Annotated in this window: 17 protein-coding genes; 3 read left to right on the plus strand and 14 right to left on the minus strand. The window is 64.5% G+C overall.

Annotated features, from left to right (window positions below; translation table 11 throughout):
* Nucleotides 1-62 precede the first annotated feature (62 nt).
* The 9 genes from NVV99_RS22925 to NVV99_RS22965 form a co-directional block, all read right to left on the minus strand.
* Complete coding sequence (locus NVV99_RS22925) at nucleotides 63-857, minus strand: hypothetical protein (RefSeq protein WP_313906265.1); 795 nt, start codon at nucleotides 855-857, stop codon at nucleotides 63-65.
* Nucleotides 858-2,651 carry a hypothetical protein gene (locus tag NVV99_RS22930; RefSeq protein WP_260783047.1) on the minus strand — a complete coding sequence of 598 codons (1,794 nt, stop codon included), beginning with the start codon at nucleotides 2,649-2,651 and terminating at the stop codon, nucleotides 858-860.
* The gene (locus NVV99_RS22935; RefSeq protein ID WP_260783048.1) at nucleotides 2,651-3,790 is read right to left on the minus strand and encodes a DUF2637 domain-containing protein; all 1,140 of its coding nucleotides are present in this window, start codon (nucleotides 3,788-3,790) and stop codon (nucleotides 2,651-2,653) included. The genes NVV99_RS22930 and NVV99_RS22935 overlap by 1 nt, the downstream gene beginning before the upstream one ends.
* Nucleotides 3,791-3,976: 186 nt before the next feature.
* Entirely contained in the window at nucleotides 3,977-4,369 is a 393-nt protein-coding gene (locus NVV99_RS22940; protein WP_260783049.1) for a hypothetical protein, read from the minus strand.
* Entirely contained in the window at nucleotides 4,369-5,157 is a 789-nt protein-coding gene (locus tag NVV99_RS22945; RefSeq protein WP_024100448.1) for a ParA family protein, read from the minus strand. Before NVV99_RS22945 ends, NVV99_RS22940 begins: the two co-directional genes overlap by 1 nt.
* Before the next feature lie 346 nt (nucleotides 5,158-5,503).
* Complete coding sequence (locus NVV99_RS22950; RefSeq protein ID WP_082899698.1) at nucleotides 5,504-6,112, minus strand: hypothetical protein; 609 nt, start codon at nucleotides 6,110-6,112, stop codon at nucleotides 5,504-5,506.
* A gap of 157 nt (nucleotides 6,113-6,269) precedes the next feature.
* Complete coding sequence (locus tag NVV99_RS22955; RefSeq protein WP_260783050.1) at nucleotides 6,270-7,655, minus strand: replication protein; 1,386 nt, start codon at nucleotides 7,653-7,655, stop codon at nucleotides 6,270-6,272.
* Nucleotides 7,656-8,064: 409 nt separating this feature from the next.
* A complete protein-coding gene (locus tag NVV99_RS22960) occupies nucleotides 8,065-8,388 on the minus strand; it encodes a hypothetical protein (protein WP_260783051.1) in 324 nt (107 codons plus the stop codon).
* Nucleotides 8,385-9,038 (minus strand): hypothetical protein, encoded by a 654-nt coding sequence (locus NVV99_RS22965; protein ID WP_260783052.1) that lies wholly within the window; start codon nucleotides 9,036-9,038, stop codon nucleotides 8,385-8,387. Before NVV99_RS22965 ends, NVV99_RS22960 begins: the two co-directional genes overlap by 4 nt.
* Nucleotides 9,039-9,449: 411 nt before the next feature.
* On the opposite strand from NVV99_RS22965, the gene NVV99_RS22970 reads away from it, so the two are divergent.
* The 3 genes from NVV99_RS22970 (at nucleotide 9,450) to fabG (ending at nucleotide 11,892) form a co-directional block, all read left to right on the plus strand.
* Nucleotides 9,450-9,881 (plus strand): helix-turn-helix transcriptional regulator, encoded by a 432-nt coding sequence (locus tag NVV99_RS22970; RefSeq protein ID WP_230792454.1) that lies wholly within the window; start codon nucleotides 9,450-9,452, stop codon nucleotides 9,879-9,881.
* A 299-nt stretch (nucleotides 9,882-10,180) separates the two neighbouring features.
* The gene (locus NVV99_RS22975) at nucleotides 10,181-11,140 is read left to right on the plus strand and encodes a hypothetical protein (RefSeq protein ID WP_260783053.1); all 960 of its coding nucleotides are present in this window, start codon (nucleotides 10,181-10,183) and stop codon (nucleotides 11,138-11,140) included.
* Nucleotides 11,141-11,193: 53 nt separating this feature from the next.
* Nucleotides 11,194-11,892 (plus strand): 3-oxoacyl-ACP reductase FabG, encoded by a 699-nt coding sequence (gene fabG, locus NVV99_RS22980; RefSeq protein ID WP_121209325.1) that lies wholly within the window; start codon nucleotides 11,194-11,196, stop codon nucleotides 11,890-11,892.
* Nucleotides 11,893-12,096: 204 nt separating this feature from the next.
* On the opposite strand, the gene NVV99_RS22985 is transcribed toward fabG, so the two are convergent.
* The 5 genes from NVV99_RS22985 to NVV99_RS23005 form a co-directional block, all read right to left on the minus strand.
* Complete coding sequence (locus tag NVV99_RS22985) at nucleotides 12,097-12,690, minus strand: hypothetical protein (protein ID WP_260783054.1); 594 nt, start codon at nucleotides 12,688-12,690, stop codon at nucleotides 12,097-12,099.
* Nucleotides 12,691-12,702: 12 nt separating this feature from the next.
* A complete protein-coding gene (locus NVV99_RS22990) occupies nucleotides 12,703-13,275 on the minus strand; it encodes a hypothetical protein (RefSeq protein ID WP_260783055.1) in 573 nt (190 codons plus the stop codon).
* Between the two features lie 239 nt (nucleotides 13,276-13,514).
* Nucleotides 13,515-15,113, minus strand: a complete 1,599-nt coding sequence (locus NVV99_RS22995) for a peptidoglycan DD-metalloendopeptidase family protein (RefSeq protein ID WP_260783056.1) — start codon at nucleotides 15,111-15,113, stop codon at nucleotides 13,515-13,517.
* On the minus strand, nucleotides 15,110-15,952 hold the full coding sequence (locus tag NVV99_RS23000) for a hypothetical protein (RefSeq protein WP_260783057.1): 843 nt from the start codon (nucleotides 15,950-15,952) through the stop codon (nucleotides 15,110-15,112). The genes NVV99_RS22995 and NVV99_RS23000 overlap by 4 nt, the downstream gene beginning before the upstream one ends.
* Entirely contained in the window at nucleotides 15,952-18,012 is a 2,061-nt protein-coding gene (locus tag NVV99_RS23005) for a hypothetical protein (protein ID WP_260783081.1), read from the minus strand. The genes NVV99_RS23000 and NVV99_RS23005 overlap by 1 nt, the downstream gene beginning before the upstream one ends.
* Nucleotides 18,013-18,030: the final 18 nt, after the last annotated feature.

The following is an 18,030-nucleotide window of genomic DNA, read 5'->3' on the forward strand; positions in this document are numbered from 1 at the left end:
TGACATGCACAAAACCGCCGAGGGCCGCCTCGCATAGCGGAGCGGCCCTCAGTGACAGTGCCTCAGTGCCAGGTGACGTCGAGTTTGTCGATAGCATCGAAGTGGAAACCGAACTGATCACCGTAAGCGTCGAAACCTTTGTTCTCCGGATAGTCAAGGGTCGCATGGCGTTCGAGGATTGCCACGACACGCGCCTGATCGTCGTTGGCCAGTGCCGCAGCGAGAGCTTGAGACTCTTCGGCACTGAAGGGGACGTCGGAGTTACCGAAGTCCAGCGTGCGGGTACGGAAGTCGTATCCGGCTTCATCACCATTGCGAACATGCACGCGGCCGGTGACACGGATGGTGGCGATCTTCGCGGTTCCATCCGGCTTGAGAACGCCGGCCTGGTGCATGGTGACCTGAGCCTTTGCGGCCTTGAGCTTGGACTTTGCGTCGTTGCGCAACTCGTTGGTCTTTCCCGACATGTACTTGCGCACCGACGACGGGCTGCGACCGATCTTCTTCGCCACCTCGTTGACCCCGCCGAGCCGCGCGATTGCGGCGCGGCGCTGCGCGAGTTCGGCGATCGACGCGTGAGGAATGCGGTCCTGCTGCGCCCACCGGCGCAGAGTGCGGTCCGACGGAGGCTTGGCCCCGGCATCGATCGCGGCCTGGCGAAGACCATCGTTGCCGATCTCGCTACGCATCTGTTTGATCGGGATCTTTGCGGTCAGGCCGGCCAGTCCACTACTGGACTCCTGTGCCTTGGCCACCCCCGCCGCCGCGGCCGCGGCGACCTTGACCTTCATGCCGTCGAGACCGACGGCCTTCTGCACCACGGACTTCGATCGGGGCTTGGGAAGATGCAGTGCCATCTAGTCCTCCTCGTCCTGGGAACCGTAGGCCGCAGCGATCGTGAGGCGAACATCGTGGGTGGTCTCGGCCGCGGCGAACGACAGGATCATCTCGTCGGTCAGCTCTACATGCTTCTCCAAAGTCATCTTGCCCAAGGCGTCACTGTCGTCGGCGATATCCTGCCCCTCCCCCACCAGGTAGACCCAGGAGTCGGTCATGGTGCGGATCGGCCAGCGTCCGGTCTCGCGGGCGATGCGCATCGCGACGCGGCGGCCACGCCAGCGGCAGTGCGCCATGATCGCCGCCCGCCACAGCGGTTGATGGTGGTGCTGCATACGGGTGGCGGTCCACATGTCCGGGTTGACCATCCGGCCGACATAGCCCTTGTAGCAGGCACCGAGGAAGCGCTTCATCGCCGCATCATTGGTGTCGACGGCAACCGCGCGGGCCTCGCGGAGCACCTTGGCCCACTTGTCGAGGGCACGGCCTTGTTCTTCGTAGACCCAGGCTTCGGTGATGTCGAGATCGTCGAGGTCCAGGCCCATCCCGCCGTCCGCGATCGGTGCGCACAGCCCGTCGAGGCTGACTGTGGTGATCCAGGTCTGCACGGGCTGGTCGTCGAGCATCGCCGGATGGGGCAGCGGCAGCTTTGTCGGCAACGCGTACTGCCCCGCGGCGGGCAGGGTCACGCGCCAGATCCCGAAGGGGGGCTTGTCGGCTGCGGCCGCGGCCGCGGCGTCGGCGCCGGTGAGGTTGCGAACCCGGCCGTAGCCGAAGGACAGCATGCCAGCGGAGGCCAGGTACGCGGCGCGCTGGTCGATGGTCACCAGTGCCGTGGCACCGTCGAGATCGTCGGTGTCGGGAATGCGGGACCAGCCCGCGGCCGGCTCGAAGTCCCCACGCGGTGCACCGTCGATCGGCGGGATCGGTCCGCCGGCGGTCACGACGATGCCCTTGCCGGTGCGGAGACGTTCGCGGCGGATCTTGTCCAGGACCGCAGCGCCGGTGCGAGCGGGAGTGGGCCCGGGCAGGGTGTCGAGGTGTTTGACGGACCAGGCCAGGCGGCGGCCGAGCTCGCGGGCGGCGGGCAGGTCGTCGTCGGGCAGATAGGTGCCCACGGTGGGGTTGCCGAGGATGCCCATGTCTCCGACCCGATTGCCCCATCCGAAGTCCTTGTTCCAGTACGTCCACACGTACGGCTCGAGGATGAGGTCGACCATCTGGGTGGCGGTTCCGACCTTGCGGATCAGGTGCACAACGAATCCGGGCTCGCCCCGCAGCTCCCAGCCGGCAGCGATCAGCGGCGGCAGTGTCGCCGCGATGGCTTCGGTGAGTTCGGATGCGGCACGTTGACGGAGCTGTTCGAGGTCGTCGACATCGTCTTCACTGCCAGGATCGATGGTCCACCCGAGCTGGGCGCAGGAATCGATCCCCACGAACCACACCTGTGCGGTGAGTCCGTGCGGGGTCAGCGCTGCCCAGTGCAGCAGCTTGTCCAGCTTCTCGATCGAGTCGACCGGACCGGTCAGTCGCGCACCGGAGGGGGTGTAGGTGGCTTCGGCAGTGACGATGATTGCGTGGCCGTCGGCATCGGTGGTTACCGGCAGCGATTCCCACGGTCGCGGATTGAGTTCTGGTGCCTCGACTGTGGTGCCGGCCTCTTGTTCCGTGCCGTCTGCGTCGGGCTCGGGGCTTTCTTCCGGCGCCACCGCAGGCTGCATCGTCTCGGGCTCGGGACTCTTCGGTTCTTCGTGATCCCCTTCGTCGGGGAATCCGAAGAGGGCGAACTGTTCTTCTCCCCTGCGGTCGGTCATCAGCTGGTCACCAGCTCGCGTTCTTCGACGTGTTCGCGACCGAGGGAACCTTCGCCCAAGTCAGGCAGCGGCGGCATGGCGAAGCCAGCCTTGAGCGCTGCCTCTTCTGCCTTCTTGTAGCGACGCAATGCGGTGCTGGTTGCGACACCACCGGTTTGCTCGGCGATCGCCGCGAACGTCAAGTCCGGAGTGCTGATCTTCATCCGCGCGGTCTCGCGTACTTCGTCAGAGAGGCCGGGAACCTGGTCGATGAACTCGAGGAGCGCGCGGGTGCTCTGCTCAGGCGCCGGTGCTGTTTCGACGATCGCGGCCGTTGCGGTGTCATCCGCAACAACCATCTCGGGAGTCCGCGACGGCGTGCCTTCAGGTGCAACGGATGCAACGTGGTGCGCAACAGGTGCAACGTCGTGCGCAACAGGTGCAACGTCGTGCGCAACAGGCGTCCGCTCGGACGCAGCGGCGGCGTCGCTGCTCCACTCGTCGGTCTTCGTGACGGGTCCGGGTTCGGCGGGTTCCGTTGAAGTCCACGCAATGGTGGGGGCCGACGTTGCAGCGGCACGGGGGTCGGTGCCGGAGATGTCGTCAGGTGCCGCAACGGACGTCGACGTTGCATCGGCAGCTTTGACCAGTTCGCTGTACTCGGTGAAGGCCGATCCGATGGCCTTGATGAGGATGCCGATGCCATGTGTGAAGGCCAAGACCAGCAACGGAGGGATCACCGCGATAATCGGCGCAACCGTCGGTGCAAGGGGGTTGAACCCCAGGATGGCGCCTCCGGCGATGGTCTGTGCAGCATCCTGCGCGGCCCGATAGGCGTGATACGCATTGCCTGCAACGCTCACGAACACCACGGCGATCAGAAGGCAGAGGAAGAAGTTGCGCCCTTTTGCGCTCCCGCTGATCTTGCTCAGGACGATCACAGCAATGGTTGCACCGAGGATTCCGCCGTCAACGATCGCAGGGAAAATCCAGGCGTGCTCAGCGGGGAGCATGCCTTGCACAGCGAGGTCCTTCAGGACGGAGAACGAAAGAACGAATGCGCCGGTGGTGATCCCAGCGGCGAGCAGTGCCGCGAGGAGCACCGCTGCAAGAAGTCCGTACAGCTGAAGTCGCGCCGCGCGGAGATTAAAGTCGGTCATAGATCGGGGTTCCTTCCACGGTGGTCCCGGTCGCAGAGACCCTGCCGGGTACCAGCCGGCGGGGTCTCATTGCATAGTGGCTGCTGGAGGATTCGGGGTTGCGCAACTGCGCAACGGCGCTGGTAGAGGTGTTGCACCACGTGCAATGCCCATACTTATACCTATATCCCCTATGCCCCATATGGGCTATAGGTTGACTCCCTGCGCCGGAGGCGGGAATGCCTCGCCGTTGTTGAAGTCGGACTCCAGACGCTTGCACAGCTGCTCGATCGCAATGCGGATGAACTGCTGCTGGCTGGTGATGCCGGTGCGCGGGCGTGTGTGCTCCAGCGTTGCAACCATGCGCTCCTTCAGCTCCTCCGACACCGAAAGCAGGATGTCGGTGGTGGCGACCTTCCGCTTTTTCGGAGCGGGTGCTGCCTGTTGCGCAACGGGGGCCGGCGTTGCACCAGCCTGTTGCGCAACGGGGGCCGGCGTTGCGGAGATTGCGTCGTCGGCCGCGAGGGATTCCTTGGCTTGTGCAAACGTGTTGCGCGCCCTGCGAGGCGTCGGTCGCGTGGGTTCTGGGATGCCACTCATCAGGAAGCCACCTTCTCGAGGATCTCGGTAAATGTCGCGTGGAGGTTGCGCGCCCAGGCCGGCGACTTGGGGTGTTGATCGAATCCCATGCCGACGTTCGTGAGCTTGGAGATGTCGGCGAGTTGCGGGATGAGGTCGCCGAGAATCGCAATGCCGTCCTCGGCCGCGTACTGCTTGAGGTATTCGATCGACTTGGCATGGTCGCCGCGACGGCCGTCGACCCGGTTGACGACCACGCCTGCAAGCGGGAGCACTTTGTCCATGTACTCGGCGATGTCGTCGAGAGCGTCCCGGATTGCATCGAATCCGTCGAGAGCATCCTGCTCGGGCTGCACGACGACCAGGACGTTGTCCGCGGCGTACAACGCACTGCGCGAGACCAGATCGATCGCAGGGCGGCAGTCGATCAAGATGTGGTCGTAGTCGCCGGAGATCTTCTTCAGCGCACGAGCGAACGCCATCTCCCCGCCCGGCTTGGTGCCGAGCTGGTCGCTGACCGCCTGCAAATCGCCGAACCCGCTAGGAAGCACATGTATCGCTTCCCTGCGCGCAGGAATGATCGCCTCCCGGGCCGGAAGGTCCACATTGCGATCCAGAACATCAGCGAGCGATTTCGGTGAAGGTTCGGTCGCCGAGTACCCGGTGAGATGCTTCGTTGAGTTTCCTTGCATGTCCGCATCGATCAACAGACATGACTTTCCGGCCGCGGCCGCGGCGTGGGCCAACCCATTGGCGACGGTCGTCTTGCCCACCCCGCCCTTGAGGTTGGCGATCGCGGTGATCGTCATTCCCTCCCCTTTCGTTTCCCATATGGGTACTAATATTAACTTATATATCCTCTATGTACTAGAGGATAGCTGTACTTGTCTTAGATAAGATGATATGCCTCCAGCACAGCACAGATCACCTAGCGGAAGTTGCTATCTGGTTCGCATAGATATGGTGCGCTTAACTCATCTACCGAAGTCTGTCATTGCAGCAGCTCATGTGCGCTTTTATCTGCTCAGGCAATGGCTGATGAGGCATGATCCCCAGCACTCCGATAGCACCGGTGCGCCGACTGGCTCCGCAGCTGACAGCCCGCTCCCCTAGACCCATATGGGCTATAGGGGAGCGGGCTGTCAGCGGGGCTGGCTACGTGAGTAGGCCAGAGGAAGCGACGTGAACGTTGGCGCGAGCGGGGCCTGTGACCTTCACGCCGCGCGCAACAGCGGCGCTGGCATCTCCAGAAAGACGCACGGAGGAAGAGTCGGCCGCGGTGACTCGAGCACGATCGCTGGCGTCCACCCGTGCATGGTCGTACGCAGCGATCTCGGTGTCGTCTACCGCAACGACGACGACCGAGTCGCAGGCACTGACTGCGGCGTAATTCCACGCGTGAACGGTGCATTGATCGAATGCGTGAACAGTGGCATGGGTGTAGGCATGCACTGTTACTCGTCCAGTGACCTCTACGAAGGATCTTCCGGTCGCAACGATCTGCGCGGTGGCCGGCAGGGGAGTGGAAAGGTGGATTCGGACCTTCGACGTGCCCACGATCCGCAGCGTCCACTCATGCTTCGCCCGCAGTTCCTTTTCGGACAGGTCGATGACCCGATCGCCGCTGTCGACCACGATCAGCTGCGCGCCATTCCGAAGCCGTTCTCTCACTGAGTCCGCGTTGCGAGAGACCTTCCGCCTCTCGTCTACCGATCGGCTGACCAGGACACGGGGATGCGAACGGGGGGCCTGCTTACTGCTCATGGTCACTTCCGTCCTCCTGCTCGCTTCAGGCTCACGCGACTCGTTTCGTAGCCTATGCACTCGTTGCCTTCAGGCCAGCGCTTTGGCCCGGCGTGGCCCCATTTCCCGAACACCGTGACGCGCTGAGCAGGTTCGATGGCACGTCCCCCTTGCGTAGTCATCCGACACGTACCGAGGCCATAGCGCGGGCCGCCTTCTTCGCTGCCAGGTCAGCTGTCAATTGCTCGCGAATCGCTCGTCGATGCTCGTCAGAGGCCGGAGGTGCCAGCTTTGCCGAGACGGCCGCGCGAGTCCGTCGGTGGGCCTTGACCAGGCGGTAGGCCGCCTCGGCCGGGCATTCTCCGGCCAGTTCGCGGCCGTGGATCTTGCGCTCGGTCAGGGACGGGCTGCTCCAGTCGAGCTGGGAGAGCCGGAACGCGAGCAACCTCAGCGGGGAAGTCATCGTCTCGGCTGCCGGCCACATCCAGCCCCGGGCCGCACCATCGTGGTTCAGGGCCTGTGCGATGTCGGCACCTGTCCAGCGAGTTGTGTCGATTCCCGCTTCGACGAGCAGGTCGCAGACCGATCCGATGTGGCCTCGACGCTTCCCGGTCGCCTCATCGAGGCCGACGACGGCACGCAGTGCTGGGACGCGTTCGACCAGCTCCGCTGCTGCACGCTGGAGCGTCAGAGGACGAATCCTGGTCGGTGTTGAGTGTTCTTCGCCTGCGCGCTCGCGCGCTTGGTGATCTTTCCTAACGGAAAGACACACGAGAAAAGAACCCCTAGAAGATTGGGGTGCGGAACGCGGTGACTTGCGCGGGACCGACGAAACCGGGCGGGAAGTGGACGCTCCCGTCTTCCGCGCTCGCCGCGCCGATCGGCGCTGTGACCGCCTCTTGGGCTTCTCGGGGGCGGGCATAGCCTCCACTGCCCAGAGCGGCGCAGACAGCGCCCACACGCTCGCCGCGCCGCTCTGGAGCCGTGTCGGGGCCTGGCCGTGGGCCTGGGCGTAGAGACGCGCCGCAGCCTCTCGTTCGTGGCCGTTGAGCTTCTTCCCGCGGGCGAGTTCTACGCCGAGCTCGAGCGTCTTGAGGACACGGCGGCCGCGCTTGAGTTGGTCGGTCGACAGCTTCGACCGACTGGCGAGGGTGGCGAGGGTGGCTGCTACGTCACGGCCGGTGGGGGAGTCTGCGTACTCGGCATGAGCCGCGCAGACCTTCAGGAACGTCTCTGCGGCGATGCCGTGGCGCTTGAGAGCGGTCTTCCCGCGGTCGGTGTTGGCAGCGATCCACTCGCACAGCGTCAGCCAGTACCGGCGGCTGTGCCAGGTCGGGGTTCGAGCGCAGGCGCCTGCGGGAACAGGCAGCGTCAGTGCGGCGCGCGCGCCGGCTGGCTGGGCTTCGAGCAGGTCCTGGACGGCTGCCTCGGCAGGGTCGTCCTGGTCCTGAGCAGCTTCGATTGCAGCGACGTTCGCTACCGCGGCAGCAACGATTGCTTCCCATTCCTCGTCAGCGAAAGGCTGGGGGAGGGGGAAGTCGACATCACTGACCTCGGGCGACACGCCGGGGGTCGTAGAAAACTGAACGGTTGAGCCTGTTTCAGGGTGTGCGCTACCCTGAGACGTACCGGTCAAGGTAAGTCCCTTCGGGGAAGCAGTAACGAGTATCTGAAGCGCCAACTTCGGACACTCACCCAGAGCGTGATCGTCCTGCCAGACGATCTCCCTCAAGTGGTGAAGGATCTTCCAAATCCTTCGGCGGATCTCCTCCTGAAACCCACCCCCACCTGGGGGCTTCTCTTTTTTTGGGCTATATCACTGCACTGTTTAGTTGCTGGGCCCTTCCGTTGGATCACTCAGTCATTGGTGCACCTCCTGTGTTTTCGACCCACTACAGCACCCCACATCTCACCATGCGCAGGACTCTCCGGAGCGGAGGCACGCATGGGATTGGTGAGACGCATGTAATCGGTCATGCGCTCTGTCGACCTTGTGGCAGGAGGATCGACTGAGCGAATACGGCGACCTGCCGGATCTGTTCGATCGAGGCTGTTTCCGGATCGGACGCCACGAGGCCGACAGTGTCGGCAATCGCAGCGAACCCGCCGGTGACAGTGAGCCGAGGAGGGGACAGGACCAACGGTCCGTGCATCTCCACCAGCTCGTCGAGGTCGCAGAGGATGGCAGCTGCGCCTTCTCGGGCGAGACGGCCTTTCATCCGGCCATCAAAAGCGAAGAGCGTCCATTCACGGCCGTCTCGATCGACAGCAGCCTGATCGTTTGCTCCGGGCTTCATGCGGCAGCCGACCCGAAGAGCGTCAGCTGATCACTCGCAGCGGGCATCGGAGCAGTCGCCGTGCAACCAGCCGCGCGGCGCCGAGCACGGCTGCTCCGGCCCTTGGTCTTCACCCCGCGCCGGTCTGCGTACTTGTCGAACCCCTCGATATCGATCTCGGCGCCCTGAGTGGAGAACAGTCGGCCGGCCAGAATCTGGTCACTGATCTTCTCACCGCTGGAGAGCCTGCGTTCCAACTCCGTGGCGCACTGGGCCAGCAACGGGCACTGTGCACACGCGGCGACGGCCTGTCGCCACGGGGCGGACTCGTTGCCCGTGACAGTCCACGCAGTCCCTTTTCCGGAGCACAGGCCCTTGCCCGCCTTGATCTCACCGATGGGGGCTTTGAACCGGGTTTCGAGCTCCAGGGCGATACGGCGCGAGGTGGGGCACAGCCGCACGCTCGGGGTGTAGACGAAGCCACACCGGCGGCAGCGACCGGTGCCGCAGTGTTCTCGCTGCATCGCGCGGAGCCGGGTCGTCGAGTAGTTGCTGAGGGACTTGGTGGGCGCACTCGTCGCCATCTTGCGCAGTGCCTCGGCGACGGGCGGGCACAGCGGCTGTTCCTTGGAATAGACGAAGTGGCAGGTCGAGCACGCGGTCTCGGTCATGTTCGGCAGGTGCCGAGCAAGGATGTGGCGCGGATCTTTGCTGCTAGAAGGTGCGCTCCGGGTCCCCTGGCGAAGGGGGGCCGGGCGGGCCGTCACTAGGCGTAAGGGCCCAGTGCCAACTAACGTGTTCATCGCAGGCTCCATATCTGCAATCGAGGTCGCGGGGGGCTAACCCGCGTTCCTCTGGCTTGTCCGACTGCGTCAACAGTCGGCTTGCACTCTGAACGGTCCCTCAGCTGCGTCAACAGCTGGGGGACCGTTCCTTTTCTGTGTTCAATTCCACCACCCCCCTATCCTTATTCTATTCAGCCATAATTCTCTGCCCGTATGCGCACATCGTATCGAGAGGGTTGCACAGTGTCTAGCGATGACCACTTCACGAGGAGGACGCGCACGGTGAGCCGTCGAGTCATACGGGGGTTCAGCCCGGACGCATTGCGCCAAGCGCGGCTTGAGGCGGGTTTTGTGCAGACGGAAACTGCGCGACTGGCCAAGGTCGGCACCGAGACTCTTCGTCGATGGGAGAGCGGTGCCGCTTCTCCCCAGGTGGACCTGCTCGCACGCGTTGTCGAGGTGCTGGGCGTGACGATCGCCGACGTCGTGTTGGTCCCGGAGGACGATCGCTACCCGGGAGACTTCCGCGTGCTGCTGGGTCTGACGCAGCCTCAGCTCGGCGCCAAGGCCGGCCTCCCCACTCAGACGGTGAGTTCGGTGGAGCGTGGCGTGGTTTCGCTCTCGGATGCTGCGGCGCAAAAACTGTCCGCAGCCCTCGGGATCTCGGAAGACGAGCTGCGTGCGGCCCATGAGCGTGCTCGGAATAGGCCGCCGGGAGCGCCTGCGTAATTGCCCCGCTCGTGAAGCCGTGGCGCGTCTCTCGATCCTGGTGCTCGCTCTGTGCATGCCGTCCTCCGATTCCTGGTAGCTGGAAGCAGACCTCACGATTTTTCGTGGGCCTTCTGCTTCCAGACGGGAATCACTCACCGACTGGCGCGAGCACGAAGGAGACACTCCCCCGAGCAGAAGGGAACATACCCAGAGGAATCGGACAATGCAATACTGTGACATACGTCACTGTAACGGTCACCCGTATCAGATATATGGCGGCTGATAGCCCATATGGCGCGTCCCATAACCTGACCTGCATGGCACTTTCGGGGACATGGATTGCCGTCGACATCATCGGCAGCCAACTAGGTAACGACATCTTCGTGCACTCGGCCGCGGGGGAGCGCGTCGCTCGGCCCTTGCACAGGGCGAAATCGCTCGGCTTGGACAAGACCGGCGAAGCAGCAGTGAGGGCGGTCCTTTCCGCAGCCCTCGAAGGCCGTTCGATCCCACAAGTCGACGGCATGCACATCGAAACCCACCAGGTAGATGCCTCGGACGGAACACCGGTTGGCCTGATCGCCTGGATCGGGACCGACAAGCCCGGCCCGCGGCCGACCTACAACGCGTGGATTCTCGACATGGCGGCGATGACCACCCGGACCACTGGCGACAACCCGTCGCTCATCGGCGATGGCCGCGAAGCCAATGAGGAACGCCACGTCCAGTACCTGTTCACCTACCTGAACCCAGAAGACGCCTGGAATATGGTCGGTGGCTACTACGACGCGCTGACCGGCGAAGACGGATTGCTCATCGATTCCTACTGGAGCCTGCGGCCCGGTGGTACCTGGGTGCACTTCTGGTCCAGCTGCCGGCTGCGAGTACGTGAGAACGACCAGCGCCTCCTCTACGGCCTCACCATGCAGCTCGACAAGCGAGAGATGCTCGAAGCGAACATTTCCTCGCTCGTCCGATACAGCAATGCGACGCTGCTGCTCGTGGAAGCCCGCCACACGATCCCGATCACCACCGTCGGAAGGCACGCCCCACTGGGGGAAAGTCGCATTTCTCAGGTCCTCGAGCAGGTCGACCTTGCCGAGCTGGCCAGGCCGGACGCTCCAGAAGATGCAGAGCAGAAGATCACGATCGACGGTGTTCCGTTCCTCGCGGCATCCTTTCCGCTGCATTCGACCCGTGAGCGGCACGGCGACCCTGTGGCAATCATCCTCCTGGTCGAAGAACGGCACGCTGCTCTCGAAGAACAGCTCGCCTGACCTACCACCCACCAACCACCATCTACGAATCGTCAACTCGGAAGGAACTATCAGTGCGCGTTCTCGTCACCGGTGCAACACGCGGCATCGGCGCGGCCATTGCCAGCCAGCTCGTCAAGGAAGGACACACGGTATGGGGAACGCACCGCGGCTCATCCGTCCCTGACGGTGTACGCGGCATCGAATGCGATGTCACCGACGATGCATCGGTCGATGCGGCCTTCACACACATCGAGACTGAAGACGGCCCCGTCGAAGGTCTGGTGGCCAACGCCGGTATCAACGACGACACCCTGCTGATGCGCATGAACACCGAGAACTTCTCGCGCGTTGTCGACACCAACCTGACCGGTGTCTTTCGCGTCGTGCAGCGTTCAACCCGCAACATGCTCAAGGCACGTTCCGGACGCATCGTGATCATCGGCTCGGTCAGCGGTCTGTCCGGATCGGCGGGGCAGGTCAACTATGCCGCCGCCAAGGCCGGTGTGGTCGGTATTGCGCGCTCGGTGGCCCGCGAACTCGGCTCCCGTTCGATCACCTGCAACGTCCTTGCACCCGGATTCACCGAGACCGACATGACCGACGCTCTCGGCGAGAAGAACATCGAGCTCGCCAAGCAACACATCCCGCTGGGCCGATTCGGCAAGCCCGAAGAGATCGCAGCTACGGCGGCGTTCCTCTTCAGCCCTGGTGCCGCGTACATCACCGGAAGCGTCATCAACGTCGACGGCGGTATCGGCATGGGACATTGATGAATCGATTGGGGTCTTCTACCGGCTAGAACGCCGCGCCCCCTGCGATTCCGAACGAGGCCGACCCAGCACCTCGACCGCTCCAGAGAACGGAGAACGAGATGCCGGGCCGGCCTCGTTTATGAGACGGGGAGGGAGTAGCTGCCAGCCGCAGGGCGGCGACGAAAATTCCTCCTACCTGCGGTGACGGCACGTCCCCAACGTTTACTGCTCGCCGCGCAACTCTGCATACGCGGCCTCGGCGACAGGCTGCGCCTTGGCGTACTCCGAAATGGCAGTTTCGTCGTTCACGAAGAAACGCTCGTCTTCGATGTATCCGCGCTCATCGGACTGCTGTACCGCCAGCGCGTACGCTGCCGGGTCGCTCGGATCGGCCTTCACAGCTGCGGCGTTATCCATGAACGTGTACGTCGCGACGCGCACCGCGTCCGTGGAATCGGCACCGATGTTGTACGTGAATCGCCATCCGTAGATGTCCGCGATTGCGGTCGCAGGCGGCGGCAGGGACAACCCGGACCTCCAGCCCGTTTCGGCCTGACCGGCGAGAAGAGCAGCTATGGCCTGTTCCGGCGTGCCTCCGCGTTCCTCCACCGCGTCGATGATCGCGACGGCGTTCCGTTGATGGATCTTGAAGAGGATGTCGGTGCTGTCTTCGCCGAAGACCGATACCGCCGGTGCTGCGGTCGTGCTCGGAACCTCAGTGCCAGCAGGAGCCTGCGGCTCGTCGCTGCCGCATGACACCAGAGCGGTCGCGAAAGCGGCGGTGATCAGGGCAGCAGCAAGGTTCTTCAGCTTCACAGGTCCTCCAGGTCAGTAGCGGATCTCGTCGATGAGCCAGCGGTCGCCTTCTCGCACGATCGTGACCCACACCGTGGTGTCGGGATCGACGGTATCGGTGCCGCTGCCGGACACCGCGGTCTGCTTGATGGTGGCGACGCGATGAACGACGGTGTCGGTGTCCTCGGGGCACCCGGAGCACTCGATACTGACGTCGGCGATGACCTTCGCTTGTTCCTCGGCCCACTGAGCCCACTGCACGCTGGGCCCACGCTCGGTGCTGGCGTCGACGATCATGCGCTCGGCAAGGGAATCGGTCAGCCAGTCCCTGGCACGGCCGTAGGCATCGTTCTGGGTGCTGTCGGTGGCCGGATACCACGTGAATGCCACGGTCAGTCCCTGCTTGGCCGCATCCTCGGCTGCCCGAGCCGGGGGCGCTGGAGTCGTGATCTCCGGAGTTGTAGAAGGCCGGGGCGTCATGCTGGGCATGGTGGGCGACGACGAACTGGTCGTTGAGCCGGCGCCCGCAGATCCCTCGACCTTGTTGGGGCGAGCCGTGCACGAATACGCGGCCCAGCCGATCACTGCGAGGACCAGCAACGCCACGACAAGTTTCCGTGCCTTCAAAGGCCCTCCGATCCGTACAGAAAATGCAGATGAGCAGGATAAACGACACGTCCCCCTGCGCCGAATGGGTGAAACCCGCACGCGTCAATCGCATGTCGCGGTGACGTTCGTAGGTGTCGGGCGCCCGAGGGCGGAAGGGATTGCAGTTCCGGCCGGGGGCGCGAAGAACTTCTCCACTATCGAATATAGGTCTCTGAGCAGCAAAGATGGCACGTCCCCTACATCACTCGACGGGCTTTCATTCCTGGTTGGAGCGGTGCTTCCGTGACGACATCGCCGGTAGTGGGTGCATGGACCATCTGGCCGTTGCCCGAGTAGATCCCTACATGGCCAGGACCGGCCGGGCCCCAGCTGCCGAAGACGAGGTCACCCGGCTGCGCCTTCTCGATCGGCACCTCGACCCCGACGGTCCACTGCTGCTCGGACGTCCGGGGGAGCGAGACCTTGCCGGCACTGGCCGCATGGACCGCGAACGAGGTCAGGCCCGAGCAGTCGAACCCACCGCCGGAGGGCCCGCCAATGCCCCCGCCTCCCCAGACGTACGGCGTGCCCAGGTACTCGCGCGCCGCCACAACGACCTGCCCATTGCCGTCCGAGGCATTCGGCATGAACCGGCCCCGCGAGTTCGGGTTGGTGAAGGCCGCGCGCGCTGCGGTGATCTTGGCGACGTAGTTCTGTGTTTCCGCATAAGGCGGGATGCCTCGATGCAGCAGCACCACTCCCGGCCCTGCGTTGTAGGCCGCCAGGGTCAGCTCGATCGGATCTCCCGGTACTTCGGAAATGTCCTGGTAGAGCGCGCACATGAAGTGTGCTTGCGAGATCACGGCATCACCGATCGAGTTCGGGTCCGCTGTTCCGTCACCATCGTGGTCCTTGCCCCAGGTAGCCCAGGTGCCAGGCATGAACTGCGCGGGTCCTACCGCGCCGGCAGGTGAGACGGGAGCGTTCGGACCGTGACGGAAGTTGTTCTCCTGCTGGAGCTGCGCGGCCAGGAGAGCCGAGTCGATCTCCGGGCACACCGCGCCTGCGCGACGCAGCCACGGCTCGAACTCGGCCGGTACGGCTCCGAAGGCGAGATTGCCGCCGCCGGCCATACCGAATCCCGAACAGTCGGCGGTCGAACGGGACGCGGCGACGAGTTGCACGTCGCTGCTTCGCTCGCTGTCACTGGTGTGAGGGTCATCGGCGATCAGTGCAGCTCCGCCGTTTTGCTGCGCAATCTCGGGCAGCACGGTCACCGGGTCGATCGGTGTGCCGCCCTGCAACCGGCCGCCCTGCCAGTACTCGAAGTGCAGGTGTGGTCCGGTGCTGCTGCCAGCGTTTCCGATGTCGGCGATGTGCTCGCCCGCGGTAACTCGCTGGCCGGTGGTCACATGGATGCCGTCGGCGAACATGTGCCCGTAGACAGTGCTCACGGGGGAGCCGTCAACGTTCGAGTCGATGATCACCCAGTTCTCGAATCCGACCCCTGGCCCTTCCCCCGAGGACCCGGCGGCGACGACCACCCCGTCGAGTGCAGCGAGGATCGGCGTGCCAACCGGACCTGCCAGGTCATCGCCTTGATGCTGCCCACCCCAGCGCGGACCGAATCCGGAGGTGTGAGTGGTTGTTCCGGGACGAACGGGCAACTGGATCGAGCCGGAGACCGGCACGGACGCGCCTGGTGCAGTCTCCGCGGAATCGCTGGTATCGGTCGGCAGGACCCGGCACGGATCGCGCGGGATCACCGGCGCGCCTACCGAGCAGGCGGACGTGCCAATGACTACGGCAGCCGCCCCACCGAGCAGCAGCACCTTTCCTGCGCGGCGGACGCTCACAGCTGCCCCGGAATAGGAGTGTCGAGTTCCGGAATCGGAATCGGGCCCGGAACCGGTACGGGAGTGGGATCGACGGTGCGACTCGGTGTCACCTCGGAGTCGTCGCGATCGAGCGTCGGCTCCGAGGTCGTCGTCGGTGAGGGCGGAGAAGACTTGGTCGTAGGGGTGGGCAGTGCAGATGCGTCGTCGTCCGTCGACGTCCGGGGCGTGGGGGTTGTCGTGGCCGGTCCTGTGGCGTCTTCGACCTTGGACAGTTCCAGCGTCGGCAGCGGAGTGGTGACCGCCCACTGCTGGGTGCCATCCGACAGTTCCTCGACGACGACCGAGACCAACAGATCTCCCGCCTGCGTCGGGACGCTCACCTGTGCGGCCGGAACCTCTGAATCGCCGATCACCGAGGTGCTTGTCGTGGGGCCGGTGATGACGATCGGAGTCCGCGGCCGTGCGGCCACTGTGGCTGGACCGGGCGTATCCACGGTGTAGCGGCTCAGCGCGCGGGTCCACTCGGCGTCGGAAAGTGCCGTGTCGACGAAGACGTGCGCGTAGGCCATTGCGGTAGCGGGTGCGCTGGAAGCGACCCAGGACGCCGACTTGGCGACCACCACGGACTCGGTGACCTCGTCGAGGTTGTACTCGATTGCTTTCGTGGGCGGCGCGCTCTCAACAGCTTCTATCGCGGTGCTGTCTACGGATCGAGGCTGCGGATCTTCTCCGAAGATCATTCCGACCAGGCACAACACAGCGAGGCTAGAACCCACCGAGATCGCCAGGTTGGTACGTGAGTAGAGCACCCACCGTCGGATCGGTGCGAGCACGGGGTTGGGTCCGGACCTCGTCATCAGGCGTACCTATCCGTCGACTTGGGGCCGGACGGTTCAGGTGCATTCCGGACCCGTGCCCGGGAAGCGGTGGTCACCGTCGATCTGGCGGAGTTGAGTGCCAGGTGGCGGGGGGTTCGACTCGGCTCGCGATTGCCGGTAGGCGTGTAGACCTTCATCGGTGCGATGGCCGAGCGATCCCCGCCGTCCCAGCGCTGCCCGACGCTCGCTGTCAGCATCTCCTTGCGAGCTTGCCGATCTCGACGGCGGTTCTCGACCTCGTCCTTGTCCAGACGCTTCCACGCTGCGGCGCCGGATGCTGCGGCCCGCTCGGTGTCCTTGCGCTCCACGGGATTGTCTCCTCGGGCCAAGTCCCGGCTGGCGACAGCGGCGATGCTGGCGATACGTGCGTCGCGCTCGGCAATCCGATCGGTGCCCTGACCCAGACGTTCGATGCGGCTCTTGCGAGCGTCTGACCGTGCCTGTGTCAGCGCCTGCTGCCTGCGGTTGTTGAGGCCGCGGCCTTCGGGTCTGGCTACGAAGGCTGCCTTGGCCTCGCCGTCACCGGCGATGTCGTCTTCGTGAGCCCGTCGAGCGAAGCGTTCGCCGGCCTTGGCTGCGATTGCCCCGCCGGGCCCGCCGATTGCTGCGCCTGCTGCGGCGAATGCCTTGGTCTTGAGGGAGCGTTTCGCCTCGCGGGCCTTGCGATTGACCATGCTCGTGTTGTTTTGGGTGAAGGTCTGGGTCATTCGCTTGAACGGACGCATGATCGCCCAGCACACAACGGTCAACAGGATCATGAACCACAGTCGCCAGGACCCGTCGACCTGACCGTTGTCGACGCCGTACAGCTGCACAAGGGCCATCAGGTACAGCGCGACGATGACCGCACCGGCTACGCCCCACATGTAGGCGGTGGCGAGCATCCGCATGATGCGGGCCAGCCAGCCACCGCCGGCAAGTGCGAGCGGCACCCACAGCGGCGCGAACAGGATGGCGAAGCGGATCGCGAGCAGTGCGGTGATTTTGAGCAGTGAGGCGCCGATCCAGAGCACTGACGGCATGGCCAGTTTGAGCATGCCGATGAAACCGGTCGAGGTACGTCCGGAGTCTTTGCCCTGGAATTGGTAGTAGGACAACTGATGGTCGGATTCCAGCGATGCGACGATCTCGCGGAACTTGTCGGACTTCTGCTCGGCGAGCTCGGCCTGGGCGTCCGGATCGTTCTTGACGCGCTCCTGCTCTTCGTACGAGAAGGCCAGCGAATCGCGCAGCTTCGGCCCCAGTCCGGCAGCGTCCGTCTGGTCGTAGTTGGTTCCGAACCAGCCTTTGCGCCAATCCTCGAGAAACACCCGATCGATCAGCACATTCTTCGGATCAGTCGGGCCACTCGTGAGGGTGCCGCCGCCGGGGTCGTCGCCGAACTGGACCGAGAAGATCTGGTCCTGGGTCTCGGTGATCAGGGCGCCGAACGTCTCGTCGGCGACTTGGACCGCTTTCTGCGGTGCACCGACGAACAGCGCTCCGAGCATCAGTCCGGCCGCGGCGATCGCCGAGGTCTTCGTGACGCCGGCGGCGTCGGCCTTGAGCGACTTCCACAGCACGGTCGCGGCGACGATGGTCAGCGCGATCATCAGCCACTCCACGTAGACGCCGCGCATGCCATCCGAGATGGAATAGACGATGCGGTCGAACTGGGCCAGGGCGGGCTCAACACCCGCCTTGAGGGCGTCCTGCCCCGTCTTGGTCTGGTCGTCGAGCCAGAAGGCTGCGGCCGCGAGCGATTTGCCGATCGTCAGGAAGGTGTTGCCCAGCGTGGTGTCGGCGACCGCGCCGGGCGCCTTGACCAGATCCTCGCCGCAGCCGAGATCGTAGGTGTGCCACTTCAGTCCGGCCCACCCGTAACTCTCGTAGCCGGTGCCACCTCCCCCTTCCCGAGGTGCCCGGTGGGCGCTGGACGAGTCGAAGGTCGTCTCGATGACCTCGTTGGGGAACTCCGCGGTCGGCACCTCTGTGCAGTCGAATCCGCCCGCAGTCGCTACACCGGTGCCCGCTGCGACGAACGAGATGCCCGCGAGCATCAACACGGTCAGAAACCG

The organism is Rhodococcus sp. PAE-6 (assembly GCF_025290685.1).
GTDB lineage: Bacteria > Actinomycetota > Actinomycetes > Mycobacteriales > Mycobacteriaceae > Rhodococcus > Rhodococcus pyridinivorans.

Excerpts from the sequence above, each read along its gene's own strand:
- NVV99_RS22925 (WP_313906265.1), bottom strand. The coding sequence starts at position 857 with ATGGCACTGCATCTTCCCAAGCCCCGATCGAAGTCCGTGGTGCAGAAG.
- NVV99_RS22930 (WP_260783047.1), bottom strand. The coding sequence starts at position 2,651 with ATGACCGACCGCAGGGGAGAAGAACAGTTCGCCCTCTTCGGATTCCCC.
- NVV99_RS22935 (WP_260783048.1), bottom strand. The coding sequence starts at position 3,790 with ATGACCGACTTTAATCTCCGCGCGGCGCGACTTCAGCTGTACGGACTT.
- NVV99_RS22940 (WP_260783049.1), bottom strand. The coding sequence starts at position 4,369 with ATGAGTGGCATCCCAGAACCCACGCGACCGACGCCTCGCAGGGCGCGC.
- NVV99_RS22945 (WP_024100448.1), bottom strand. The coding sequence starts at position 5,157 with ATGACGATCACCGCGATCGCCAACCTCAAGGGCGGGGTGGGCAAGACG.
- NVV99_RS22950 (WP_082899698.1), bottom strand. The coding sequence starts at position 6,112 with ATGAGCAGTAAGCAGGCCCCCCGTTCGCATCCCCGTGTCCTGGTCAGC.
- NVV99_RS22960 (WP_260783051.1), bottom strand. The coding sequence starts at position 8,388 with ATGAAGCCCGGAGCAAACGATCAGGCTGCTGTCGATCGAGACGGCCGT.
- NVV99_RS22965 (WP_260783052.1), bottom strand. The coding sequence starts at position 9,038 with ATGACCGAGACCGCGTGCTCGACCTGCCACTTCGTCTATTCCAAGGAA.
- NVV99_RS22975 (WP_260783053.1), top strand. The coding sequence starts at position 10,181 with ATGGCACTTTCGGGGACATGGATTGCCGTCGACATCATCGGCAGCCAA.
- NVV99_RS23000 (WP_260783057.1), bottom strand. The coding sequence starts at position 15,952 with ATGACGAGGTCCGGACCCAACCCCGTGCTCGCACCGATCCGACGGTGG.
- NVV99_RS23005 (WP_260783081.1), bottom strand. The coding sequence starts at position 18,012 with ATGCTCGCGGGCATCTCGTTCGTCGCAGCGGGCACCGGTGTAGCGACT.